Annotated in this window: 24 protein-coding genes; 7 read left to right on the forward strand and 17 right to left on the reverse strand. The window is 68.6% G+C overall.

The features are described from left to right. Window positions 1-18: 18 nt before the first annotated feature. On the forward strand, window positions 19-957 hold the full coding sequence (locus tag B7P44_RS05525) for a CobD/CbiB family protein (RefSeq protein ID WP_084901570.1): 939 nt from the start codon (window positions 19-21) through the stop codon (window positions 955-957). Window positions 958-1015: 58 nt separating this feature from the next. Here B7P44_RS05525 and B7P44_RS05530 read toward each other — a convergent pair whose 3' ends face one another. The 3 genes from B7P44_RS05530 to B7P44_RS05540 form a co-directional block, all read right to left on the reverse strand. Then, on the reverse strand, window positions 1016-1333 hold the full coding sequence (locus B7P44_RS05530; RefSeq protein ID WP_084906436.1) for a putative signal transducing protein: 318 nt from the start codon (window positions 1331-1333) through the stop codon (window positions 1016-1018). 67 nt (window positions 1334-1400) lie between these two features. Further along, window positions 1401-2348, reverse strand: coding sequence for a ribosome small subunit-dependent GTPase A (gene rsgA / locus B7P44_RS05535; RefSeq protein WP_084901572.1), 948 nt, complete (start codon window positions 2346-2348; stop codon window positions 1401-1403). Continuing rightward, entirely contained in the window at window positions 2345-3604 is a 1260-nt protein-coding gene (locus B7P44_RS05540) for a M48 family metallopeptidase (RefSeq protein WP_084901576.1), read from the reverse strand. The genes rsgA and B7P44_RS05540 overlap by 4 nt, the downstream gene beginning before the upstream one ends. Before the next feature lie 117 nt (window positions 3605-3721). Here B7P44_RS05540 and orn point away from each other — a divergent pair, with 117 nt between their 5' ends. Further along, on the forward strand, window positions 3722-4342 hold the full coding sequence (orn, locus tag B7P44_RS05545; RefSeq protein ID WP_084901579.1) for an oligoribonuclease: 621 nt from the start codon (window positions 3722-3724) through the stop codon (window positions 4340-4342). A 28-nt stretch (window positions 4343-4370) separates the two neighbouring features. On the opposite strand, the gene mog is transcribed toward orn, so the two are convergent. Together mog and yjgA are read right to left on the reverse strand one after the other, a co-directional pair. Further along, window positions 4371-4988, reverse strand: coding sequence for a molybdopterin adenylyltransferase (gene mog / locus B7P44_RS05550; protein ID WP_084901580.1), 618 nt, complete (start codon window positions 4986-4988; stop codon window positions 4371-4373). Then, window positions 4972-5574, reverse strand: coding sequence for a ribosome biogenesis factor YjgA (gene yjgA / locus B7P44_RS05555; protein ID WP_321970431.1), 603 nt, complete (start codon window positions 5572-5574; stop codon window positions 4972-4974). Before yjgA ends, mog begins: the two co-directional genes overlap by 17 nt. A gap of 208 nt (window positions 5575-5782) precedes the next feature. On the opposite strand from yjgA, the gene pmbA reads away from it, so the two are divergent. Beyond that, window positions 5783-7153, forward strand: a complete 1371-nt coding sequence (gene pmbA / locus B7P44_RS05560; RefSeq protein WP_084906438.1) for a metalloprotease PmbA — start codon at window positions 5783-5785, stop codon at window positions 7151-7153. A 79-nt stretch (window positions 7154-7232) separates the two neighbouring features. On the opposite strand, the gene B7P44_RS05565 is transcribed toward pmbA, so the two are convergent. The 9 genes from B7P44_RS05565 to B7P44_RS05605 form a co-directional block, all read right to left on the reverse strand. Beyond that, window positions 7233-7733 (reverse strand): dihydrofolate reductase, encoded by a 501-nt coding sequence (locus B7P44_RS05565; RefSeq protein WP_084901585.1) that lies wholly within the window; start codon window positions 7731-7733, stop codon window positions 7233-7235. Window positions 7734-7850: 117 nt separating this feature from the next. Then, window positions 7851-9281, reverse strand: a complete 1431-nt coding sequence (locus tag B7P44_RS05570; RefSeq protein WP_407924005.1) for a sigma-54 dependent transcriptional regulator — start codon at window positions 9279-9281, stop codon at window positions 7851-7853. A 70-nt stretch (window positions 9282-9351) separates the two neighbouring features. Then, on the reverse strand, window positions 9352-10731 hold the full coding sequence (locus B7P44_RS05575; RefSeq protein WP_084901586.1) for a hypothetical protein: 1380 nt from the start codon (window positions 10729-10731) through the stop codon (window positions 9352-9354). Between the two features lie 115 nt (window positions 10732-10846). After that, window positions 10847-11674 carry a peptidase C39 gene (locus B7P44_RS05580; RefSeq protein ID WP_084901588.1) on the reverse strand — a complete coding sequence of 276 codons (828 nt, stop codon included), beginning with the start codon at window positions 11672-11674 and terminating at the stop codon, window positions 10847-10849. Window positions 11675-11680: 6 nt separating this feature from the next. Further along, window positions 11681-12391 carry a C39 family peptidase gene (locus B7P44_RS05585; protein WP_084901590.1) on the reverse strand — a complete coding sequence of 237 codons (711 nt, stop codon included), beginning with the start codon at window positions 12389-12391 and terminating at the stop codon, window positions 11681-11683. Between the two features lie 70 nt (window positions 12392-12461). Further along, window positions 12462-13907, reverse strand: a complete 1446-nt coding sequence (locus B7P44_RS05590; protein WP_084901592.1) for a FapB/FapC family functional amyloid domain-containing protein — start codon at window positions 13905-13907, stop codon at window positions 12462-12464. 24 nt (window positions 13908-13931) lie between these two features. Next, window positions 13932-14546, reverse strand: coding sequence for a FapB/FapC family functional amyloid domain-containing protein (locus B7P44_RS05595; protein WP_084901595.1), 615 nt, complete (start codon window positions 14544-14546; stop codon window positions 13932-13934). After that, the gene (locus B7P44_RS05600; RefSeq protein WP_084901598.1) at window positions 14543-15028 is read right to left on the reverse strand and encodes a FapA family amyloid fibril periplasmic chaperone; all 486 of its coding nucleotides are present in this window, start codon (window positions 15026-15028) and stop codon (window positions 14543-14545) included. Before B7P44_RS05600 ends, B7P44_RS05595 begins: the two co-directional genes overlap by 4 nt. A 46-nt stretch (window positions 15029-15074) precedes the next feature. Further along, the gene (locus B7P44_RS05605; protein WP_084901600.1) at window positions 15075-15431 is read right to left on the reverse strand and encodes a hypothetical protein; all 357 of its coding nucleotides are present in this window, start codon (window positions 15429-15431) and stop codon (window positions 15075-15077) included. Between the two features lie 532 nt (window positions 15432-15963). Between B7P44_RS05605 and B7P44_RS05610 the strand changes: the two genes are divergently transcribed. Then, window positions 15964-17364 carry a sigma-54 dependent transcriptional regulator gene (locus B7P44_RS05610; RefSeq protein ID WP_084901603.1) on the forward strand — a complete coding sequence of 467 codons (1401 nt, stop codon included), beginning with the start codon at window positions 15964-15966 and terminating at the stop codon, window positions 17362-17364. Between the two features lie 41 nt (window positions 17365-17405). Then, on the forward strand, window positions 17406-18377 hold the full coding sequence (locus tag B7P44_RS05615; RefSeq protein ID WP_084901607.1) for a thymidylate synthase: 972 nt from the start codon (window positions 17406-17408) through the stop codon (window positions 18375-18377). Between the two features lie 87 nt (window positions 18378-18464). Here B7P44_RS05615 and B7P44_RS05620 read toward each other — a convergent pair whose 3' ends face one another. After that, window positions 18465-21143, reverse strand: a complete 2679-nt coding sequence (locus B7P44_RS05620) for a DUF6600 domain-containing protein (protein ID WP_084901609.1) — start codon at window positions 21141-21143, stop codon at window positions 18465-18467. Between the two features lie 138 nt (window positions 21144-21281). Continuing rightward, window positions 21282-21989, reverse strand: coding sequence for an ArsR/SmtB family transcription factor (locus tag B7P44_RS05625; RefSeq protein ID WP_084901612.1), 708 nt, complete (start codon window positions 21987-21989; stop codon window positions 21282-21284). Window positions 21990-22185: 196 nt separating this feature from the next. Here B7P44_RS05625 and B7P44_RS37080 point away from each other — a divergent pair, with 196 nt between their 5' ends. Together B7P44_RS37080 and B7P44_RS05630 are read left to right on the forward strand one after the other, a co-directional pair. Further along, entirely contained in the window at window positions 22186-22326 is a 141-nt protein-coding gene (locus tag B7P44_RS37080; protein ID WP_167389796.1) for a hypothetical protein, read from the forward strand. 130 nt (window positions 22327-22456) lie between these two features. Further along, on the forward strand, window positions 22457-22969 hold the full coding sequence (locus B7P44_RS05630; RefSeq protein WP_084901615.1) for an acyl-CoA thioesterase: 513 nt from the start codon (window positions 22457-22459) through the stop codon (window positions 22967-22969). 64 nt (window positions 22970-23033) lie between these two features. Here B7P44_RS05630 and fumC read toward each other — a convergent pair whose 3' ends face one another. Beyond that, window positions 23034-24428 (reverse strand): class II fumarate hydratase, encoded by a 1395-nt coding sequence (gene fumC / locus B7P44_RS05635; protein ID WP_084901618.1) that lies wholly within the window; start codon window positions 24426-24428, stop codon window positions 23034-23036. Window positions 24429-24446 lie beyond the last annotated feature (18 nt).

A 24446-nucleotide genomic window follows, 5' to 3' on the forward strand; every position in this document is an offset into this window, starting at 1 on the left:
CCGAAGACGGCGCCACGCATGACTTTCTTTTCGGTTCTTCTCGCCCTCATCATCGAACAGGTCCGCGCGTTGTCGCCGAGCAATCCGGTGTTCGCCCTGTTTCAGTTTCATGCGGAAACCGTCGCGCATGGCCTCGACGCAGGCAAGCAGAAGCACGGCATCCTTGCGTGGCTCGCGGTCGTGCTGCCGTGGGTGCTGGTCGTCGCGTTGATCTATTTCCTGCTGTACAAGGTGAGCTTCGTGCTCGCCTTCCTGTGGAACGTCGCAGTCGTGTATTTCACGCTCGGTTTCCGCCAGTTCAGCCATTACTTCACCGATATCCACCTCGCGCTCAACAACGACGACGTGCCGCGCGCGCGCGAAATCCTGCACGAGTGGACGGGCATCGACACGGTCGACATGCCGGTCGGCGAGATCGTCCGCCATACGCTGATCCATGCGGTCGTCGCGTCGCATCGCCACGTGTTCGGCGTGTTCTTCTGGTACGTGCTGCCGCTTGGCCCGGCGGGCGCGGTGCTGTATCGCATTTCCGAATACCTGGCGCGCAGCTGGTCGACGCCGGCCGACGACCGCACCGCGGCCTTCTCGACGTTCGCGCAGCGCGCGTTCTTCGTGATCGACTGGGTGCCCTCGCGGCTGACCGCGCTGGGCTTCGCGATCGTCGGCAACTTCGAGGATGCGATCTACGCGTGGCGCAACCACACGCGCCAGTGGCCCGACCCGAACGACGGCGTGCTGCTGGCAGCAGGCAGCGGCGCGCTCGGCGCGCGGCTGGCCGGGCCGCTCGCCGAGCCGTCGAGCCTCGACGCGCTGGCGGTCGGCGACAGCGGCCCGTTGACGGTGGGCGACGATTGCACGCCGCGCACGCTTCAGTCGGCCGTCGGCCTCGTGTGGCGCGCGGTGATTCTGTGGATGATCCTGCTGCTGATGCTGACGATCGCGGTCTGGGTGTCCTGACGCAGGGCCCGGAACGGAATGCACAAGGCCGGCTCGACGCCGGCCTTTTTGCTGTGCATCAGCCGTCGCGCGGGTCGCGCACCGCGCCGCAACGCCAGCAGGCGGTGAATTGCGCTTCGAGCGACTCGCCGCACTGCGGGCAACGCCAGGGCGTCGCGCCGGCGGCCGGACCGCGCGATGCGGCGTCGAGGAGGCGCCGCGCAAGTGCTTCGTCGCGTTCGTCGTCGAGCCAGACCTCGGGCGCGCACGCATCGGCCGGCAGGCCGCCGAGTGCACCTGTCGCATAGCGGTTGTGCAGCTCGCAGCCGATGCCGGCCGCTTCGAGGACGTTGGCCCAATGCTGCGCGGTCGCGAGATCCGGCGCCTTGAAACGCATCATGGCTCCTGTCGGTGATGGCCGGGCAACGGGCATTGCGCAGGGGAGGGCGGCCGCTCCCCGGACGTCACCGCACGACCTGGCTCGCCTCGTGCACCAGTTGCGCGTACAACGCATGCCGCGACGGCGCGATACGGCCGTCGGCGACGGCTCCCAGGATCGCGCAGCCCGGCTCGTGCAGATGATGACAATTATAGAAACGGCAGTCCGCGAGCAGCGGGCGGAACTCCGGGAACGCGCGCTCGAGACGGCCTTCCGTCAGATGATAGAGGCCGAATTCCTGGAAGCCCGGCGAATCGATCAGCGCACCGTCGCTGCCGGGCAGCGGATAAAGCCGCGTAAACGTCGTCGTGTGCCGGCCGCTGTTCAGCGCCGCCGAGATCTCGCGTGTCGCGGCTTCGGCGTCGGGCACGAGCAGGTTCACGAGCGTCGACTTGCCCATCCCCGACTGGCCGAGCAGGATCGTCGAGTGGCGCGCGAGATGCGGCATCAGCTGCGCGCGCGCATCATCGGGCGCGCCCTTGACCGACAGTTCCAGCACGTCGTAGCCGAGCGCGCGATACGGCGCGAGCCGTTCGCGGGCGACCGGCAGCGCGGCCTCGACGTCGATCTTGTTCAGCACGACGAGCGGCTTCAGGTCGTTCGCCTCCGCGGCGATCAGCGCACGCCCGAGCAGGTCCTCACTGAAATAGGGCTCGGTCGCGAGCACGATCAGCAACTGGTCGAGGTTGGCCGCGAACAGCTTCGACTTGAACTGGTCGGAGCGATACAGCAGGTTGCGGCGCTCGCCGATCTCGACGATCACACCCTGGTCGGCGGACGTGCGCTCGTAGGCGACGCGGTCGCCGACTGCGATGTCGCTCTTCTTGCCGCGCGGGAAGCACTGCAGCATCGGGCCGCCTTCGTCGGGCGCGACGATGTAGTGGCGGCCATGCGCCGCGATCACGCGGCCTTCGGCGCGTTCCGCGCCCGAGGCGCGCGGGGCCGGCTTGCGGGGGGAGGTCGGCCGGCTCATGCGTGCTGCAGCAGCCGGTCGATCCGCTGCGACGCGGGCGGGTGCGAATAGTAGAAGGCCGTGTAGACCGGGTCGGGCGTCAGCGTCGACGCGTTGTCCTCGTACAGCTTCACGAGCGCGCTGACGAGATCCTGCGCGTCGGTCTGGCTGGCGGCGAACGCGTCCGCCTCGAATTCGTGCTTGCGCGACGTGAGGCTGCCGATCGGCGTCGCGAAGAACAGGAACACCGGGATCGCGAGGAAGAACAGCACGAGCGCCGCGCCGGCGTTGCTGGTGTCGAGCGACGGCGTGACGCCGAGCCCCGTGTAGAACCATACGCGCTGCGCGAGCCAGCCGAGCAGCGCGAGCAGCGCGAGGCTCAGCACGAACGACACGAGCATGCGTTTCATCACGTGGCGGCGCTTGAAATGGCCGAGCTCGTGCGCGAGCACGGCCTCGATTTCCTCGCCGGACAGGCGTGCGAGCAGCGTGTCGAAGAACACGATCCGCTTGGACGCGCCAAAGCCGGTGAAGTAAGCGTTCCCGTGCGCGGACCGGCGGCTGCCGTCCATCACGAACAGGCCCTTTGCCGCGAAGCCGCAGCGCTTCATCAGCGACTCGATGCGCGCGCGCAGCGCGTCGTCCTTCAGCGGCTCGAACTTGTTGAAGAGCGGGGCGATGAAGCTCGGGTAGATCAGCAGCACGAGCATCTGGAACGCGACCCAGACGATCCACGTCCACAGCCACCACAGGCTGCCGGCCTGGTTCATCAGCCACAGCACGACGAACAGCAGCGGCAGGCCGAGCGCGGCGCCGAGCAGCACGTTCTTCAGCATGTCGGTGAAGAACAGCCGCTTCGCCATCCGGTTGAAGCCGAAGCGCTGCTCGATGCCGAACTGGCGGTAATACTCGAACGGCACGTCGACCACGCTCGTGATCGCGAACACCGCCGCGACGAGCGCGACCTGCTGCCCGTAGCCGCGGCCGAGCCAGCCGGACAGCAGCGCATCGAGCGCGCCGACGCCGCCGAGCAGCGTGAGGCCGACCAGCACGGCCGCGCTGACGACGATTTCGAGCATCGTCAGCCGGGTGCGCTCGACCGTATAGTCGGCCGCGCGCTGGTGGGCGTTCAGCGGGATGGTGGCGCTGAACCGGGCAGGCACGCTGTTGCGGTGCGCGGCGACGAAGCGGATCTGCCGCGACGCGAGCCACAGCTTGGTGACGACCATCGCGAGCACGGCGAGCGCGAACAGCAGGGTGAACGAAAAAGGTGACATCGAAGGCGCCAAAGGGTTCTATGCGAGAATTATATGTTCTTGCGGACCGGGCCCGCTGACGCGAAACCGGCCGCCGGGGCGGCGCCGCGCGCCGTCCGCCATTTTCCAGGATGACTCATGACCGATACCCCCACTTCCGCCAGCCAGCCCGAACTCGTGCGCAACGAGCTGAATCTCGTCTGGCTCGACATGGAAATGACGGGCCTCGACCCGGATAACGACCGCATCATCGAGATCGCGGTCGTCGTGACCAATTCGACGCTCGAGATCGCGGTCGAAGGCCCGGTGTTCGCGATCCACCAGAGCGACGAGACGCTCGCGAAGATGGACGACTGGAACAAGAGCACGCACGGCCGCTCGGGCCTGATCGACCGCGTGCGCGCATCGACCGTGACCGAAGCGGACGCCGCCGCGCAGCTCCAGGCGTTCCTCGCGCAGTACGTGTCGCCCGGCAAGTCGCCGATGTGCGGCAACTCGATCTGCCAGGACCGCCGCTTCATGGCGCGCTGGATGCCGGACTTCGAGCGCTTCTTCCACTACCGCAACCTCGACGTCAGCACGCTCAAGGAGCTGTGCCGCCGCTGGCAGCCGGCGATCTACAAGGGCTTCCAGAAGCGCGCGATGCATACGGCACTGGCCGACATCCACGAGTCGATCGACGAGCTGAAGTACTACCGCGAGCATTTCCTGATCCCGGCCACGCCGGCGCCCGCCGGCGAATCCGCGCCGGCCGCCTGAGCGGGCCGGCTCGCTCCGCCGCGCCGCGTCAGCGCGGCGCGCGCTGCGCGCTCTTCGGCCGGAATGCCGCGACCACCGCGGCGTTGGTCTCGATGTACGGACCGCCGATCAGGTCGACGCAGTAGGGCACCGCGGCGAAGATGCCGGGCACGGTGGCCCGGCCGTCCGCGTCGCGCAGCCCTTCGAGGGTTTCCTTGATCGATTTCGGCTGGCCCGGCAGGTTGATGATCAGCGCCGCATGGTCGGCCGTCTCGCGGATCACCGCGACCTGCCGCGACAGGATCGCGGTCGGCACGAAATTCAGGCTGATCTGCCGCATCTGCTCGCCGAATCCCGGCATTTCCTTCGTCGCCACCGCGAGCGTCGCCTCGGGCGTCACGTCGCGGCGCGCGGGGCCGGTGCCGCCCGTCGTCAGCACGAGGTCGCAGCCGGCCGTGTCGACCAGCTCGACGAGCGTCGCGGAGATCGTCGCGGGGTCGTCCTGGATCAGCCGCGTCTCGGCGCGCCACGGCGAGCTCAGCGCGGCGGCGAGCCAGTCCTGCAGCGCCGGAATGCCCTTGTCCTCGTAGACGCCGGTGCTCGCGCGGTCGCTGATCGACACGAGGCCGACCACCAGCTCGTCGGGATGGTTACGCGTCGTCGTCATGATCGTCTCCGGCGGACTCGACTTCCTCGTCGTCCGCGCCAGGCGCGCCGCTCGCGGTCTTGATCCACTGGAACAGCTCGCGGTAGTAGCGCGGCGGCTTGTTCTGCTGCGCCTCCCTGCGGGCATTGCGGATCAGCGTGCGGCCTTCCTGCACGTCGGCGTCCGGATGCTGGCGCACGAATTCGGTCAGCGCGTCGTCGTCGGCGAGCAGCTTCTCGCGGGTGCGTTCGATCCAGTGCAGGCGGGCCGTCGCGGCCTTGTTCACGCCGCGCTGCGCGTCGAGCGCCGTGCGCAGCGCGCCCGTCTCGTCGTCGGTCAGCGAGCGCATCACGCGGCCGACATACTGGAGCTGGCGGCGCTTGCCTTCGTGATCGGTGATGCGGCGCGCCTCGCGCACCGCGTCCGCGAGGTCTTCGGGTATCGGCATGCGCTTGAGCGCATCCTTCGGCAGGTCGACGAGCGCCTGGCCGAGTTCCTGCAGCGCGTGCATTTCGCGCTTCAACTGGGATTTGCTGGGGCGATCGTAGCCGTGGCCGGCGTCGTCGTCGGCGTGCTCGATCGGCTGAATACGGGTTTTGCGTGTCATGGGCGGCATTGTATCGCGCCGCGGCCGCCCCCAGCTTCTCCGTTGCGGCGTCCCGGGCCTGAAATGAAACGGCCCCCACGCTCACTGCGTTCGCTGCCCCCGAGGTGGCGATCAGTGCGCTTGGGGCGGCCCGGCGCACACTGATATGATCGCGGGATACGACATTTTGAACACGCGGGCCGCGAGCCCGTCACCGGATAAAACGAAGATGGCTGCCAATCTCGACACCCAAGCGCGCTATTTCCCGCATACGCAGGATCAGCTGAAAGAAATCGCCTCGGACATCCTCCGGCACGCGAAGGCGCTCGGCGCGTCGGACGCCGCGACCGAAATCTCCGAAGGCGACGGCCTGTCGGTGTCGGTGCGCCGCGGCGAGGTCGAGACGATCGAGCACAATCGCGACAAGATGGTCGGCGTGACCGTGTTCATCGGCAAGAAGCGCGGCAATGCGAGCACGTCGGATTTCTCGCCGGCCGCGATCAAGGACACCGTCGCCGCCGCGTACAACATCGCGCGCTTCACCGCCGAGGACGACGCGGCCGGGCTCGCCGAAGCCGAGCTGCTCGAGACGGCGCCGCGCGACCTCGACCTCTACCACCCGTGGGACCTGTCCGCCGACGACGCGGTCGAGATTGCCCGCCGCGCGGAAGACGCCGCGTTCGCGGTCAGCCCGCAGATCCGCAATTCGGAAGGCGCGAGCGTGTCCGCGCAGCATTCGCAGTTCGTGCTCGCGACGTCGCGCGGCTTCCTCGCAGGCTACCCGTATTCGCGCCACTACATCGCGTGCGCGCCGATCGCGGGCAGCGGCCGCCACATGCAGCGCGACGACTGGTACACGTCGAAGCGCAGCGCGGCCGACCTCGCGGCGCCGGAAGCGGTCGGGCGGTATGCGGCCGAGCGCGCGCTCGCGCGGATGAACGCGCGCCGCCTCGACACCCGCAAGGTGCCGGTGCTGTTCGAGGCGCCGCTCGCGGCCGGGCTGCTCGGCGCGTTCGTGCAGGCGGTGAGCGGCGGCGCGCTGTATCGCAAGACCTCGTTCCTCGTCGACAGCCTCGGCAAGCCGGTGTTCGCGCCGCACGTGCAGATCGTCGAGGACCCGCACGTGCCGCGTGCGATGGGCAGCGCGCCGTTCGACGAGGAAGGCGTGCGCACGCGCGCGCGCGGCGTCGTCAAGGACGGCGTCGTCGAGGGCTATTTCCTGTCGACCTACTCGGCGCGCAAGCTCGGCACGCAGACGACCGGCAACGCCGGCGGCTCGCACAACCTCGCGCTGCGCAGCAGCAGCACGCAGTCGGGCGACGATTTCGACGCGATGCTGAAGAAGCTCGGCACGGGCCTGTTGCTGACCGAACTGATGGGGCAGGGCGTGAACTACGTGACGGGCGACTATTCGCGCGGCGCGGCGGGGTTCTGGGTCGAGAACGGCGTGATCCAGTACCCGGTCGAGGAGATCACGGTCGCGAGCACGCTGCAGGAGATGTTCCGGCACATCGTCGCGATCGGCGCGGATTCGATCGTGCGCGGCACGAAGGAAACCGGCTCGGTGCTGATCGAGCAGATGACGATCGCCGGGCAGTAAGCCGCGCCGGCCAGGCCGGTGCACCGACAAACAAAGCCCGATCGGCGAATCGCCGGTCGGGCTTTTTCATGGGCGCGCGTCAGCCGCGCCTTTTCTCGTAGACGACGAACGCGTAGCCGAACGTGTTCGGCGCGGCGGCCTGGTGCGGATCGCGCGACACTTCCTGCCAGTGCACGGGATCGGGCGCGGGGAACGACGCGTCGCCGTCGAAGTCGGCGTCGATCTCGGTGACGACCAGCTTGTCGGCAAGCGCGAGGCCTTCCGCGTAGAGCTGCGCGCCGCCGATCAGGAACGCCTCGGGCGCGCCGTCGCGCGCGGCGAGCGCAAGCGCATCGGCGAGCGACGTGACGGTGTCGCAGCCGTCGAAGCGGCGCGACGCGTCGCGCGTGACGACGATGTTGCGGCGCCCCGGCAGCGGCCGGCCGATCGATTCGTGGGTCTTGCGCCCCATCACGATCGGCGCGCCCATCGTCGTGCGCTTGAAGAAGGCGAGATCCTCGGGAAGTTTCCAGGGCAGCTGGTTGTCGCGGCCGATGATGCCGTTGCGGGCGCGCGCGACGATCAGGGTCAGCGTCGTCATGAAGGTAGAAAGAGGGGGAAAGCCGGAATGGCGCCGATTCTACCGGATTGCGGGCACGCGTCGGGCGGCGCGCGCCGCCCGACGCCAGCGTTCACATCGTCGCGGATGCGAACGCGCCTAGTGCCCGGGTTCGTCGTCGCTCGCCGCCGCACGCTGCTCGGTGCCGGACGGGTCGCGCAACCCGTGCGAGCCCATCAGCCGGTAGAGCGTGACGCGCGAAATGCCGAGCTCCGCGGCCGCTTCCGCGAGCCGGTGCCGGTGGCGCAGCAGCGCCGCTTCGATCGCGCGTTTCTCCGCGCGTTCGCGGGCTTCAGCAAGCGTCGTCGACTGCTGCGCCGTGTACTGTCCGAGATCGAGGTCAGCCGCCGAGATCAGCCGGCTGTCGGCCATCACGATCGCGCGGCGAATCCGGTTGATCAGTTCGCGCACGTTGCCCGGCCACGGGTAGTTGTACATCGCCTCGACCGCGCACGGCGTGAAGCCGCGGATCCTGCGCGCGCCGTCGCTGCGGAATTTCAGCAGCACGTGATGCGCGAGCAACTCGATGTCCTTGCCGCGCGCGCGCAGCGGCGGCTCGTCGATGCGCAAGACGCACAGCCGGTGGAACAGGTCCGCGCGAAACTGGCCGTCGCGCATCGCCGCTTCGAGGTCGACGTGGGTCGCCGAGATGATCCGCACGTCGATCGCGATCGATTCGTGGCCGCCGAGCCGCTCGATCCGGCCTTCCTGCAGGAAGCGCAGCATGCTCGCCTGGCTCTCGAGCGGCATGTCGCCGATCTCGTCGAGGAACAGTGTGCCGCCGTGCGCGGCCTCGACGCGGCCGATCTTGCGCTGGTTCGCGCCGGTGAACGCGCCGCGCTCGTAGCCGAACAGTTCCGACTGCAGCAGGTGATGCGGAATCGCGCCGCAGTTGATCGCGACGAACGGCGCCTTGCGGCGCATCGAGCGCTCGTGGATCGCGAGCGCGGTCAGCTCCTTGCCGGTGCCCGATTCGCCGGAGATGAACACGGTCGCGTCGGTGTTCGCGACCTTGCGGATCGTGCGGAACAGCTGCTGCATCGCGTCGCAGGTGCCGACCATCTCGTCGTCGCCGGTCGCCGCCACGTCGGTCGCGAGCTCGAGATCGCACAGCGTCACCATCCCGTATGCGTGACCGACCAGATAGTCGATCGTGGTATGGGTCGGCGGCCCCTTCACGTAGTCGAAGCAGCACTGGCGAATCAGCTTGCGAATGTCGGGCTCCGCGAGCCGCGCGGGATCGGCGAGCGCGATCCAGCCGATCTGCTGATGGCGCAGGATCGGCTCGAGCGCGGCGATGTCGCGCGGCGCAAAGCCGTCGAGATCGACGATGCCCGCATGCGCGAGCTCGGGCTTCACGAGCCGCTGCGCTTCGTGCGCGGATTTCGCGCACAGCACATCCCAGCGGCGCTCTCGCAGATGCGCGACAAGCGCCGCGTCGGGGTGGCGCGACAGATACACGAGTGGCCGGACTGCGGGCAGCTGGCCGGTCCCGGCCCCGTCCGAGTGCGCGATCGTCAGTCGCGGCACGATGCCCGGAGGGGTGATTGATGAGGCGGAGCGGGAGTCGTGCACAATAACCTCGCTAGGGTGGCGCGCTTCAGAACGTGTACGGGAAGCGCAGGCCGACGACGAAGTTCGGCGCGTCGGGCGTGAGCCCGATCGCGACCGACGCGTTCATCGTCAGGTGTTTGTTGAACACATGGTTGAGGCCGAAGCCCAGCGTCGACGCCGTCGTCTGGCTGCCCGGCACGCGCTGCCATTCGCCGCCCGGCGCCTGCGTCCGGGTCGATGGCTCGATCGCCATCGTGTAGGAGATGCTTGCCGAGTCGCGCTCCGAGAACGCGAGCGCGACGCCGCCGCCGAACTGGACGATGTCACCGAGCTTCACCTTCGCGGGCTGCGTCTGGCCGACCACCGAAGAGATGTCGGAGAACGAGCGCGCGACGTTGTACGTGTAGGACACGCTGCCGAACAGCACGACCGGGTCGTAGGTCTTCAACGCCGACACGCCGGCCGTGATGCTCCAGAAGCCGGTGCCGGTCGGCAGCTTGCTCGGCGAGACGAGGTTCGTGTTGTTCGGGTCGGACTGCAGCAGCTTGATGCCGAACGGCGACGTGCCGGTCGGCGCCTTCACGCGCAGGCTGCCGACGATGTCCGGCACGCTGCCGTGTTCCTTCACGAACTGGTAGTAGACGCCGAAGTTCACGTCGCCGAGCGCATGCGAATTCACCGACGTGTCGGACAGCGTATTCGCCGCGCCGCCGGCGCCGCCGTTGATGAAGGTCGACGTGCGGTACATGTACGGCACGTCGGCGTCGACGCTGATGCGGTCGGTGAGCCCGTAGCGGACGTCCACGTCGGACATCAGCTGGTGCGACTTCGTCTGGCCGAGATTCAGGTTGCCGAGGAAGATCGCGTCGAGCGCGAGGAAGCCGGAGAGCTGCAATTGCCGGCGGTCGTAATAGGTATCGCTGATCCCCCAGTCGATCGTCAGCTTCCGGTCGAACAGCGGCGCGTGCTCGCGCTGCGCGACCGCTTCCTCGGCGGCCGTGCGGGTGGGTTCCGCGGCCTTCTGCGTGGTGCCGATCGCGCCGGGCGCGCCCGTTTCGGCGGCGCCCGAGCCGCCGGGCGGCGGCGGATTGACCGGCACGCCGGTCGCGGTGCCGGTGCCTTCGCCGGGCGCGGGCGTGACCGGCGTGTACTGCGACATCAGCGTCGCAGGCGCGGCCTCGCCGGGGCCGCCCGGTTCGCCGCGGCCGCGACGCGCCATCTCGAGATCGACGACCTGGCGTTCGAGCGCGTCGATCTTGCGCTGTTGTTCATCGACGACTTTCATCAGCGTGTTGAGCCGTTGTTCGAGCGACTGGTCGGTGAGCGCCTGTGCGTGCGCGCATTGCATGAAAACGAAGCAGAGCACCGCGGCCGGAATGGCGGCAAGCGCGGCGCGCGGCTGACTTGTTGACGACTTGTGAGACATTTCCTTCCCCCCGGATGGAGCGGCTGCGAAACGAGCCAAGGGGTCCGCTCCGCAGCCGCTTGATACTGCACACGCAATCAGTGCATGTACGCAGTCGCGGCTCGCGCGCCGCCTGTCATCTCCTCACGAGGGCGCTGTTTTGCAGCGCCTGCAGGACGCCCATCTGACGGAGCGTTGCGGGTGACATCTGTTGCGTCTGCAACAGGATCTGCAACTGGTTCGAGACGATCTGGCGATTGCCTGCGACCTGCAGCAGTTGCGCGATCGAGCCGGCCTGCTGGTTGGCTGCCGGAGTGATCGACTGGGTGGCGATCCCGGCGGGTGTCTGCAAGACGAGCGAGACCCCGTTGCGGGTGAATGAGGCACCGGCCTTCACCGTGCTCGACGTATCGGTTGCGAACGCGCTGGTATTGGAGGTCGAGCCGGGCAGCGGGGCTGGCGACGGGTTTTGCGCATTGAAATCGATGACGGCGGTGTTGGTGCCGGCGTTGTTGTTGCCCGCGACCTGCGTGACCTGCGAAATGCCGTTGACCGATACCGCTTGCCCGCCCGTCGCGACGGCGTGCGGGTCCGCGCCGCTCGGCGCGCCGTCGCCGTCGACGACTTTCGCGAGCGTCGTGACATGCGCGTTGTGCCGGTTGGCGGCATTCGTGGCGGCCGTCAGCGTGCCTTGCGCGATCGCACGGGCGCCGTTCGGCAGTTGCCATTGGGACACCAGGTTCACGACGACCCCGGAGATCATCGAGGCGTCGGCAAATTTGCCGGTCTGGTGGGCGAGGACGTCGTCGTCGACGAGCTGCATGGCCGGTGCAGGCATGTGACTGTCGAACGGACGCAATGCATTGAGCGCGCCGGGCGCGTTCTCGGCTGCAACGGCGCTGCTCGCGTAGCCACACATGGTGGCGCACCATGCGAGGCAGAGCGGCGAGAGGTAGCGTTTCATGACGGGTCAGAACAAGTCTGCCTTGATCAAGCCGAATTCGACGAAAGGAATCGCGGCGGAGCCCGTGTTGAGCGCCTGATCGCGCAACTTGAGCGCCAGCGATTCGTTGTTCTGCAAAAGAGGCGAGTCCTCCCTGAAGGGTTTTCCCAGCACGGCGAAGACGAGGCCGTTCCAGGTCTTGGCGAAATCCTGTTCGAGCAGGATGCGGTTGCCGAGCGCCGGGTCGGCGATGAAGATCCGGCCGTTTTCCGCATGCTTGACGATCACGAAGTGCTCGTAGCCGTCGAGATCCATCAGCACGAGCACGGGAATCTGCAGGTGGTACAGCGCGTCGATGCCGACCCGGAAGCCGCGGCCGCGCAGGCCGAGCGTCTCGACGAATTTCTTCATGTCGAGCATCGAGAAGCCGTTCTTGACCACGACTTCGGGCGTTGAGAACGCCATCATTCGCCGGATCATTTCGGTTTCCGGAATGTCGATGTCGTAGCCGTACTTGAGCAGCGTGGCGAGCGCGGCGGAGCCGCAGCTGAAGTCAAACTGCTGGTTGACCACGTCGCGATAGCGCAGGTCGCGGATCGATTGCAGGTGCTTCGTGAGTGGCACACCCACGAGCGTGGACGCATCGATGCTCGATTGCGCAAAGGCCGCCGCGCACCAGACACCGCTTGCGACGGTGACGGCAATGCGCAGTGACCTTCGCCGATGTTGCCCGGACATGCTGTTCTCCCGCTACGCGCGCCGCGCCGCACGACAGGCGGCACGGCGCGCGTTCCCCCGGTTGCAACGATCAGTGACCGTTGTTGAGCGCAGCGATCGCGAGACCGTTGTGCTGCAGGTTGCCGACGCCGCCGGCGATGTTCACGCCGATGTTGCCGGTCGCGTTATGCAGCGTGTTGGCGCCGAGCGTCGCGCTGCCTTCGAAGCGTCCGCTCGCCCCCGCCGCCGCGTTCTGCGCGTTGTCGTCGGTCGCCACCATCGCGACCGTCTGCGCTTGCGTCGCATTGACGGTCGTGACGGCGCCGGCAAGGCTGTTGTTCTGCACGTTGCCGATGCCCGACGCGACGTTCACGCCGACGTTGCCGGACACGTTCGACAGCGAGCCGTCGCCGACCGACGCGTTCAGCTTGAAGTTGTTGACGCTGGCGTAGCCTGCCGACGACTGCTTGCTGAAGATCTGCGCGTTGCCGAACACGTTGCCGATATCGACCGACGCGAGCGAGACGTCATTGCTTTGCGCGTTGTCGATGCCTTCCGCGATGTTCACGCCGAGGTTGCCGGTGACGCCGGTGGCGGCGTTGGCGCCGGTGCCCGCGTTCAGCACGCCGGCATGGCGGGTGTCGGTGTAGCGCGTGACGCTGCCCGTCGTCGTCACGTCAGTCTTGTCGAGGTCGAGGTTGAAGCTCCACGACTTGCTCTTCGAGAACGCTTCGGACTTGCTCTTCTCGTACGACTTGCTCGACGATTCGGTCGACGCCATCTGGTCGTGATGCACGCGCGCCTTGTACCCGGATTCGCTTTCCGACTCGCTCTTGTTCCATGACGCGCTCGACATGTCGTCGTGCGTCTTGCTCTTCGACGACGCGTTGTCCCACGCGACGCCGGCCGCGCCCGCCACATAGAGGCTGCCGTTGAAGTCCTGGCTCGCGCTGCTGCCGCCGTTGCGGTGGTTCCCGGTGTGGGTATGCGTCTCGCTTTCGCTGGCGGACGCGGCGACCGTGACCGTCAGGACGCCCGCGACAGCCTTGTGGCCGCTGCTGGCGCTCGTGTCCGTCGACGACGAAGAATGCTGCGAGTTGTGGCTCCCCTGCGACTTCTCGATTTCGCCCGACGCCCATGCCGTCACGCTGAGCGAATCGTGCGACGACGAGTGCGATTCGCTCGACTTCGACGACGACATCTTCGTGAACGATTCGCTCGACTTGTGCGACGAGCTGCCCGACACCGAGACGTTCTTGTCCTCGTTGTTGTAGGTCGTCGTGACGGCACCCATCGAGTAGCTGTGATAGTTCGGGTCGAGCGACGTCCCTTCGGGGAGCATCACGGTCTGGTTGTTGTTGATGACCGCGCCCGCCGTGCTGGTCACGGTCACGCATCCGAAGATCCGGACCCAGCCGCGAATGCCGACCGTTTCGGTCACGCCGGTCGTATTGAACAGAAATACCTTCGGCGGTGCGGCAAAGACGGAACCTGCCGCTGTCAAGAGGACCGCCGCTGCGATGAGAGTGCGCTTCATAGTACGCTCCGTTACGGTGATGGCTTAATTAAAAAGAGTGCCCGCCGGGGGACGGAGCACAAAACTGTTCGCCGTCGCATTACCGGCGCCGGAGGTCTGGTTGACTTGTACGATGCCGCTGATATGCTTGAAAGCGTCGCCGCTAATCGACGCCTCGGGCACACCCCGCCCGCCCACCGGGAGTCCCGGTCCTCCGTGTCCTGGGGCTGTCTCGGATAGTTCGGTATCCGAGACAGCCCTCACTTCCGCGCCCAGCGTGCCGAGCACGGTGCTGTTGCGCTGAAGATTTCCCGCCCCTGCGCTCTGGTTCACCATCAATGCGCCTGAGATATTCGAAAAGGCCGAGCCGTCGATGCGCGTCGTCGTATCGCCGACATGCGCATGCGCGGTGGCCGATTGCGTGAGGCCGACATAGCCGGCGCCGAGCGCGCCCGTGCCGAGCGCGAGCTGATTGCTTTGCGCGTTGTCGAGGCCGGCCGTTTCGTTGATCGTGATGGCGCCGGTCGCGCCGTTGCCTGCGCCGGTTGAGATCGTCGCGTTGCCGCTGACGATCGGCGTGCTTTGCGCGACTGCGCCGTGGGCGGCGAACGCGGCAAGCAACGCGAGCGCGAGCGGGGCGCGCAGCATGCGTGCGCTCATTTCACCGCTCCCAGTGCGCCCGTCAGCGGGGCCAGCGCGCCCGTCACCGAGCTCGAGATCGTGCCGCCGATGCCGCCCGTCGGCGTCGGCGCGCCGCCGATCGCACCGCGCACGATCGCGCTGCCGCCCGCATCGCCCGCGAGCGTGCGCGTGATGGCCTGCATTCCCATGTCGCCGAGGATGCCGCCGGCCGCGACGCCGTTCGAGCCGTGCGCGTTCGTCAGATCGGTATCGGACACCATCGTCGCCATCATCGGGTTGAAGGTGTTGGCCGGGAACGTCGTCGCGCGTACGAGAACGGGATCCTGATCCTTCGGCACGTTGTCGTAGGCGATGCGGGGCGTGACGTCGCGCATCACGATGATGTCGCCCGGGTTGACGACTTGCGCCGGTGCGGATGCCGAGCCGCATGCGATGCCGACGAGCACCGCGCACAGCGCGGCGAGCGTCGGACGGCGAAGCGAGAACAGCGGAACATTCATGGCGGGTCCCCCGGTGGACGCATCGATCGACGAGCGTCGGTGTCGGTTACTTGCGCGTGTAGCTCGCGTTGTTGCCCTGCATGGCGCGCTGTGCGTCGACCGGAATCGGCATCGGCGCAGGGGGCGCGATTTCGTCCCACAGCGTGACCGACGCACCGCCGGACACCAGTTGGGGCGCCGAGACCGTCACGACGCCCGGCGCGCGGCCGCGCTGCTTGCCGAGCGTGTCCTCGTCGAGCGGCGCATAACGCTTCATCCACGTAGCGTCCGCGAGCGGGGACGCAAACGTTGCGACGGACTCGTCCGGTTGCGTGGCTTCCTGGGCGGCTGCCGCGATCGGCAGGCACGCGGCTGCGAGCGCGATGACCGTCGAGGCGAGGGAGAGGCTGAGGAGGTGTCGCATGGCATGTCTCCGGTGTGCCGGGTATTCTGCGAATTGCATGCCATCGACCGCAAACCGTTGTTGCGATTGAAACCCGCAAATCGGCGTTGCGAGTTGGTCGCGAAAACGCGGGAAAAATGTTTCAGGCCTGAAACGGAGGCACTTGGGAATACTGCGGATTCAAGCGAAGCGCTGCAGGGACGAAAATCATCGCTACGTGTCGACGCGAAAACCACCCGGAAGCATGCGGCTATATGCAGAGGAATGCAGAGTGCCGGGCGCGGCCGATCGTCGGTCACGGGCGAGGCGTTGAAATCGGTTTGTCTTATTCGGCGCCTATAACTAAGCTGTTTTGACTGAAAACAACGACACGCTAAGAAAGGTCGCGGGCCATCCGCGATATTGACGAGCGCCATCGTGCGAGGCATGGCGTCGCCTTGCATTGAAATGGCGAATCGAGCCGACCCCTGGGCGTGGACCCGATTCGATCCTTTGGGCACGTGACTTGACGTGCAACGGCAATCATTGGACGGTTGATGAACGGGGTGAGCGTATGGAAGCCGAGCCGCGGCATGTGATCTATTTTTCCCGGGAGCCGAGTGACGCGTTGCGTGGGCACTTCGACGCGCGCAGGTGGCGTGTCGATCTCGCGGAAACCGTCCGCGACGTGCGGCGCGTCGTGCAGCAGGGCGTCGCGACGGCCGGGCTGCTCGATTTCTCGTCGGGCTTCAAGCCGGGCGACCTGCGCGAGCTCGAGCCATGTCTGACGATTCCGCGCATCGGCTGGATTGCCGCCACGCAGCGCGGCCAGCTTCAGGATGCCACGCTGCGGCACCTGATTCGCGACTACTGCTTCGATTACGTGACGATGCCGTTCGAGACGTCGCGCATCGTCGAGACGATCGGCCATGCGCACGGCATGGTCGCGCTGACCGATCCGGTCACGCCGCAGCCGGGCGCCGGGCGCGGCGAAGGCGAGATGGTCGGCACCTGCGAGGCGATGCTCGCGCTCTTCAAGATGATTCGCCGGGTCGCGACGACCGATGCGCCGGTGTTCATCTCCGGCGAGTCGGGCACCGGCAAGGAGCTGACGGCCGTCGCGATCCACGAGCGCTCGCCGCGCGCGCAGGCGCCGTTCGTCGCGATCAACTGCGGCGCGATTCCGTCGACGCTGCTGCAGGCCGAGCTGTTCGGCTACGAGCGCGGCGCATTCACCGGCGCGAACCAGCGCAAGAACGGCCGTGTCGAGGCCGCGCACGGCGGCACGCTGTTCCTCGACGAGATCGGCGACCTGCCGCTCGAAAGCCAGGCGAGCCTGCTGCGCTTCCTGCAGGAAGGCAAGATCGAGCGGCTCGGCGCGCACGCATCGATCCCGGTCGACGTGCGGGTGATCTGCGCGACCCATGTCGATCTCGTGGCGGCGATGCGCGAAGGGCGCTTTCGCGAGGACCTGTTCCACCGGCTGTGCGTGCTGAAGATCGAGGAGCCGCCGCTGCGCGCGCGCGGCAAGGACATCGAGGTGCTCGCGCGGCACATGCTCGAACGCTTCAAGGGCGACTCGCACCGCCGCCTGCGCGGCTTTTCGCCCGACGCGATCGCAGCGCTGTACGGCTATGCGTGGCCGGGCAACGTGCGTGAGCTGATCAACCGCGTGCGCCGCGCGATCGTGATGTCGGAAGGCCGGACGATCACCGCGGCGGATCTCGAGCTGGGCGACTATGCGGTGCTGGCGCCGGTGTCGCTCGTCGAGGCGCGCGAGGCGGCGGAGCGGCAGGCGATCGAGCATGCGCTGCTGCGGCATCGCGGCCGGTTTGCCGACGCGGCGCGCGAGCTCGGCGTGTCGCGCGTCACGCTGTACCGGCTGATGTGCGCGCACGGGATGCGCGAGCGCGGCGATGCCGCGCTGGCCGGGTTCTCGGCGCCGTTGCCGGAGCTTCCGCGGCACGCTTGCTAAAATTGGCGGGTACGGCCGCCCTCGCGGCCGAAGGAACCCGCATGAAACAGTATCTCGATCTCGTTCGCACCATTCTCGACACCGGCACCTGGCAGGAGAACCGCACGGGCATCCGCACCATTAGCATGCCCGGCGCGATGCTGCGGTTCGACCTGCAGGAAGGCTTTCCGGCCGTGACGACGAAGAAGCTCGCGTTCAAGTCCGCGATCGGCGAGCTGGTCGGCTTCCTGCGCGCGTCGCGCAGCGCCTCCGATTTCCGCGCGCTCGGCTGCAAGGTGTGGGACGCCAATGCGAACGAGAACGCGCAATGGCTCGCGAATCCGTACCGGCAGGGCGTCGACGATCTCGGCGACGTGTACGGCGTGCAATGGCGCCGGTGGCCCGGCTACAAGGTGCTCGACGCGGGCGCCGACGCGCAGATCGCCGACGCGACCGGCCGCGGTTTTCGCATCGTCGCGCGCTTCGACGAGGACGGTGCGCCGAAGGTGCTGCTGTACAAGGCGATCGACCAGTTGCGCCAGTGTCTCGACACGATCATGCAGGACCCGGGCAGCCGCCGCATCCTGTTCCACGGGTGGAATCCGGCGGTGCTCGACGAGATCGCGCTGCCGGCTTGCCACCTGCTGTACCAGTTCCTGCCGAACGTGGCGAAGCGCGAGATCTCGCTGTGCCTGTACATCCGCAGCAACGACGTCGGACTCGGCACGCCGTTCAACCTGACGGAAGGGGCCGCGCTGCTGTCGCTCGTCGGCCGGCTGACCGGCTATACGCCGCGCTGGTTCACGTATTTCGTCGGGGACGCCCACATCTACGAGAACCAGCTCGACATGCTGCAGCAGCAGCTCGCGCGCGAGCCTTACGAGAGCCCGCGGCTCGTGATCGCCGAGCGCGTGCCGGAGTACGTGCAGACGGGCGTGTACGCGCCCGAATGGCTGGAGAAGGTCGAACCGTCCGACTTCTCGCTCGTCGGCTACCGGCATCATGAGCCGCTGACCGCGCCGATGGCCGTTTGAGCGCCGCGCGCTCGACGCGCGTCCCGCTTCGCACGAAGGCCCGACCGGCTTGCGCCGGCCGGGCCTTTTGTTCACCTGCGCCGGCGCTTACTGGTGATGGCGGTCATCTCGACCGTTGTTGTGCGGCGCCTGCGGCGGCGGGCTGCTCTGGACGTGCTGCTCGGGCATCGCCGGCCGCGGCTCCGCGCGCGGCGGCTGCGCTTGCGGCCGCGGTTCCATGCGGGGCGCCTGCATCTGCGGACGTGGCTCCATGTGCGGCGGCGGCATCTGCGGCCGGGCTTCCACATGAGGCGCGGGCAGTTGCGGCCGCGGCAAGGCCTGCATCTGCATCGCCGGCGGTTGCTGCCGCGGCGCCTCGTGAGCGGGAGCCGGTGGGCGATACTCGTTCGCACGCGGCGGCGCGATGTCCTGGCGCGGCGCGGGCGGCGCGTAGTCGGCGCGCGGGCGCGGCGCCGGGGTCGCATTGTCGGGCCGCGCCTGCCCGTGCTGTGCCGGCACGGAGAAATCGGGGCGCGGTTGCGGCGTCGGCGCGGCGAGGTCGGCCCGCGGGTTCGGCAATGCGCGCGGCGACGGCGCGGTTTCGGCCGGCCGCGCGCCCGGCGCCGGTGCTGCGTCCGGGCGCGGCGGCTGCATCGCGCTTCGCACCGGCGGCAGCGCGTTCTGTCCCGCCGGATGGAGCGCGGTCGGCGCGCCGGACGGGCCGGGCGCCGCGCGCTGCCGGTCGATCGGCGGGTGCGGCTGCATCCATGCGGGCGACGGCGCAGGCGCGGCTTGCGCGGAGCGCGCGCCGCCGCGCAGGTCGGGCGCGTTGCCGAACGACGGCGGATGCGGGACGCCGGGCTCCGGCGCCGCGGCGGCGTGCTGGCCCGCGGGCGCGTTCGGCGCGACGCCGTTCATCAAGCGGGGCGCATTTGCGGGCTCGCCGGTCGCGGGGTGGCCGCCGTGCATGGCGCCCATCAGCGCCGCCGCGCCCAGGCCGGCGGCGGCTGCGCCGACACCGGCCGCTGCGAGGCCGGACGGGCCGGACGGGACCGCGTGCGCGCCGCCGGGCTGGCCCTCGGCCTGCGCATGTGTCGGCTGCACGACCGGGCCGTGCGGATTGACGAGCTGCACGTTGCGCATCGCCCAGCCGCTCTCGTGCGGATTGCCGGGCACCTTGACCGGGCGCGGCGTGTAGTCGGGCGGCACGCTGGTTTTCACCACCGGCGCGCCCGCGCCGGGCACGCGTGCGCCTTGCTGGACCAGATGCTCGGCCGCCCGGTCGCGGAACGCGGGCGGCACGGCCGGGTTGCGCGTCGCGACGACCGGATGCTGCGCGACGGCGGCCGGCGGACGATAGGCGGCGTTGCGCAGCCCGCCGGTGAAGCTCTGGCGCACCGGCGCGATGCCCGGCGTGCCCGGCGTCACGTGCGCATTGCGCCACTGCTGCGGGTCGACGTGCTGCGCGACGCGCGCGACCGGCTGGCCGTGCACGAACGCGGTCGCGGGCACGGCCGTGATCGCATGCGGCGCGTGGTAGTTGATGTACGTGTTGTTGATGTTGGTGATGTTCGTCACGTTCACGGTCTTGTTCACGTTGACGTTGTTCACCACGATGTTCTGGTTCACGCGATCGTAGTAATGCGGGCTCCAGCCGCCCCAGCCCGGATGCCAGCGTTCGCCCGGGCCGAGCGGGAACCACGCGCAGCCCGCCGCGGCGACGCCGCCGATCGTGAGCCCGATGCTCCAGTCGAAGCCGCCGCCCCCGCCGCCGACGAACGCGACGAGTGCCGGCGCATAGACGGGCGGCTCGCTGACGACGACCGGACCGGGCACCCACGCCCAGCTGTCGTCGACGTAGGCCCAGCGGCCGTAGTGATACGGCGCGAAGCCCCATGGCGCGTCGTCCACCCAGGTCCAGCCCCACGGCGCTTGCCAGATCCAGTGGCCGTCGTGGTACGGCGCCCAGCCCTCCGGCACGTCGTTCGGCACCCACGCTGCGCCGTAGGTCGGGTCCTCGCGCCACGTGCCGTTCGCATCGAGGTCCTGATAGCCGGGAATGTCGCGCGATACGTAGCGGGCCGACACCGAGCGGTCTTCGTTGCCGTCGCGGCCGGCGGCCCACTGGTCGAACGGGTCGAGGCCGGGCGCCTGCGCCTGCTGCGCGACCTGCAGGCCGGTGCCGGTGAACACGACCTGCTGCCCGGCCGACAGCGGGTACTGGCCGTTGTCGCCGTAGACGGTCGCGCTGCCGCGTCGCACGGTGACCGTCGTGCTCGCGCCGTCCGGCGCGACGTCGACGCGGTAGTCGCCGGGGCTGGCGATGCCGAGCGCGAGGTTCGGCGTGTCGATTTCATATGACGTGCCGGGCGGCAGCGACCGCACGTGCGTCGACACGGAGCCGAGGCCGACCTTCAGCTGGGTCGTCGTGTCGTCGAGATTCATCACCGACAGGCTCGTCGATTCGCCGAGCCGCACGGCGGTCGAGCCGATGTGCAGTTCCGAGCGCGCACCCGTGTCGTTCCACAACTGGTCGCCGGTGGTCAGCGGCCGGTTCACGGCGGCGTACGACCACGTGTCGGTGCCGGCCGGCTCGGTCGTCACGGCGCCGGACAGGTAATTGAGCCGTGCGACGCGTCCGGGCGGATCGCCTTGCTGCTGTTGCCGGGCGGCCGCGTACGGCGGCGCGCCCGTCGACTGGGCGAACGCGGCGGGCAGCGCGGCCAGCGCGGCGAAGGCGAGCAGGGTGACGCGTGTGGTGCGTTTGAGCGTGAACAGGGTGGCCATGATGAGCGTCTTTCGTTATCCCGGCGCGTCGATTCGTGCCGTTGAATTCACAATATCCGCTCAGGCTGTTTCAGTGCTCTGTGTTTTGTAAGACCTCATGCCCGTCGTGTAACAAATCATGTCGGGCGCGCCTGGCTGTCATGGGGCCGTAAGCCACGCGTCGAGCGCCTGTTGTCCGGGCACGGTCACGCGCAGCACGCGCGGGCGCTCGGTGCGCTCGACCCAGCCCTGCGCGCAGAAGCTGTCGAGCAGCGCCGCGCCGAGCGCGCCGCCGAGGTGCGAGCGGCGCTCGCTCCAGTCCAGGCAGCCGCACGCGAAGCGGCGTCGGCGCGTGCGCTGCTGCGCGACGTCGATGCCCCAGCGCGCGAGCGCCTGCGTGCCGAGCTCGGTCGCGTCGACCGCATCGCCTTGCGCGTTCAGCCAGCCGCGCGCGGTGAGCGCGTCGAAGATGCGCACGGCGAGCTCGCCCGCCATGTGGTCGTAGCAGGTGCGCGCGTAGCGCAGCTCGGCGGGTACGGCGCGCGATGGCGGCGGAACGGGCCGGTGCGGCGCGGCCGCGCGGGCGACGTTCGCGAGCGCCTCGAGCGACGCGGCGATGTCGGCGGACGCGATCCGGTAATAGCGGTGCCGGCCGCGGATGTCGAGCGCGAGCAGCCCGCCTTCGGTCAGGCGCGCGAGGTGCGCGCTCGCGGCGGACGGCGACAGCCCGGCGACCAGCGTGAGCTCGCCGGCGGGGCGGGCGCTGCCGTCCATCAGCACCCACAGCATCGCGGCCCGTCCGGGGTCGGCGATCAGCGCGCCGATGCGGCTCAGGCCCGGGAAATGGTGATCGTCGGAATCGCTCATCGTGGCGCCTCGGAGAAGGGGGATGTCTCGCAGTGTAGGCGCTGATGGTATTCGATGTTTCGCGTCGGGCTGAAATGTCGAATGCAGGCGACCGGCGACCGGCGACGGGCGACCGGCGGCGGAGGGCGGGCGGCCCCGCGCGTACAATGGCCGGGCGCGGCGGCAGTGGGGCTGCCGCACGTGACACGATGCGACGATGAAGACGATTTTCTGCATGCTGGCGGCCGCGCTGGTCTGCGCGGCTTGTGCGCAGGGCGGCGCGAGCGCCGCGGACGACCGCGGCAGCCATATCGAGATGTACGGCGTGATCGACCAGGGCGTGACGGTGCGTCGCTGACCGGGGTCGGACCGTCCACGGCGTGGCCCGCGCCTGCGCGTCGGACGAGCCGGCGCGCCGCGACGCGTTGTCGCAGCGCACCGTATAATGGCGCCGTTTGCAGTGCCCCCCGCCGCCTGGAGTCAACAAGATGTCCGCCTCGTCCCCCGCCACCGCGACTCTCGATCGCAACGAAACCGTATTCCGCTTCCTCGCCGAGCCGTCGTCCGTGAACTTCGGTGGCAAGGTGCACGGCGGCGCGCTGATGAAATGGATCGACGAGGTCGCCTACGCCTGCGCGGCGGTCTGGTCGAGCCGCTATTGCGTGACGGTCAGCGTCGGCAACATCCGCTTCCAGCGTCCGATCCTGGTCGGCAACCTGGTCGAGCTGAAGGCGCGCGTCGTCGCGACGGGGCGCACCAGCATGCACATCCATGTGTCGGTGCACGCCGGCGATCCGAAGGGCGGCGTGCTGCGCCAGACGACCGACTGTCTCGTCGTGTTCGTCGCCGTCGACGAGAACGGCAACCCGCTGCCGGTGCCGCCGTTCGTGCCGGAGACCGACGAGCAGAAACGCCTCGCGAAGTACGCGATGGACGTGCGCGCCGCGCTCGACAAGATCGTCGAGATGAAGCCCGAAGAGGTCGCGAAGGGCGCGGTCTGAGGTCCGCGCCGCTGCGCCGGACCCGTCGCGCGCCGCGCGATGCCGCCGGCGCGCGACCCGCGCGTCAGCGCGACCCGATCATCTGCTCGGGACGCACCCACGCGTCGAATTCCGCGTCGGTCAGATAGCCGAGCGCGAGCGCGGCGGCCTTCAGCGTCGTGCCTTCCTTGTGCGCTTTCTTCGCGATCTGCGCGGCCTTGTCGTAGCCGATGTGCGGATTGAGCGCCGTCACGAGCATCAGCGATTCGTTCAGCAGCAGGTCGATGCGCGCACGGTTCGGTTCGATGCCGACCGCGCAATGGTCGTTGAAGCTCTGCGCGCCGTCGGCGAGCAGCCGCACCGATTGCAGCACGTTGTGCGCGATCATCGGACGGAACACGTTCAGCTCGAAATTGCCGCTCGCGCCGCCGACGTTCACCGCGACGTCGTTGCCGAACACCTGGCAGCACAGCATCGTCACGGCTTCGGACTGCGTCGGGTTCACCTTGCCCGGCATGATCGAGCTGCCCGGCTCGTTCTCGGGAATCGACAGCTCGCCGAGCCCGCAGCGCGGTCCGCTCGCGAGCCAGCGCACGTCGTTGGCGATCTTCATCAGGCTCGCCGCGACGGTCTTCAGCGCGCCGTGCGCGAACACCAGCGCGTCGGCGGCCGCCATCACCTCGAACTTGCTCGGTGCGGTCACGAACGACAACTTCGTCAGGCGGCCGATTTCGTCGGCGACGCGCACCGCGAATTCCGGATGCGCGTTCAGCCCGGTGCCGACCGCGGTGCCGCCGAGCGCGAGCTCGTACAGGTGCGGCAGCGTCGATTCGACGTGCCGGATGCCCTGGTCGAGCTGCGCGACGTAGCCGGAAAATTCCTGGCCGAGCGTGAGCGGCGTCGCGTCCTGCAGGTGCGTGCGGCCGATCTTCACGATGTCGGCGAACGCCTTCGACTTCGCGTCGAGCGTTGCGCGCAGCGTGCGCAGCGCGGGCAGCAGGTGGTTGACGATCGCATACGCGGCGGCGACGTGCATCGCGGTCGGGAACACGTCGTTCGACGACTGGCCGCGGTTCACGTCGTCGTTCGGATGGACCTTGCGCGCCTCGCCGCGCTCGCCGCCCATCAGCTCGCTCGCGCGGTTCGCGATCACCTCGTTGAGGTTCATGTTGGTCTGCGTGCCGGAGCCGGTCTGCCAGACCGCGAGCGGGAATTCGCGCGGATGCTGGCCCGCGATGATCTCGTCGGCCGCCGCGATGATCGCATGCGCCTTGTCGTCGGCCAGCACGCCGAGGGACTGGTTCACGGCCGCCGCCGCGCGCTTCACGATCGCGAGCGCGTGGATCAGCTCCGGCGACTGCTTCTCGGTCGAGATCCGGAAATTCTGCAGCGAGCGCTCGGTCTGCGCGCCCCAGAGCCGGGCGGCCGGCACGGCGATTTCGCCGAACGTGTCGCGTTCCATCCGAACTGCTTCGTTCATGATGCACTCCTCTTCGAA

The organism is Burkholderia ubonensis subsp. mesacidophila (assembly GCF_002097715.1).
Classification (GTDB): Bacteria; Pseudomonadota; Gammaproteobacteria; order Burkholderiales; family Burkholderiaceae; genus Burkholderia; species Burkholderia mesacidophila.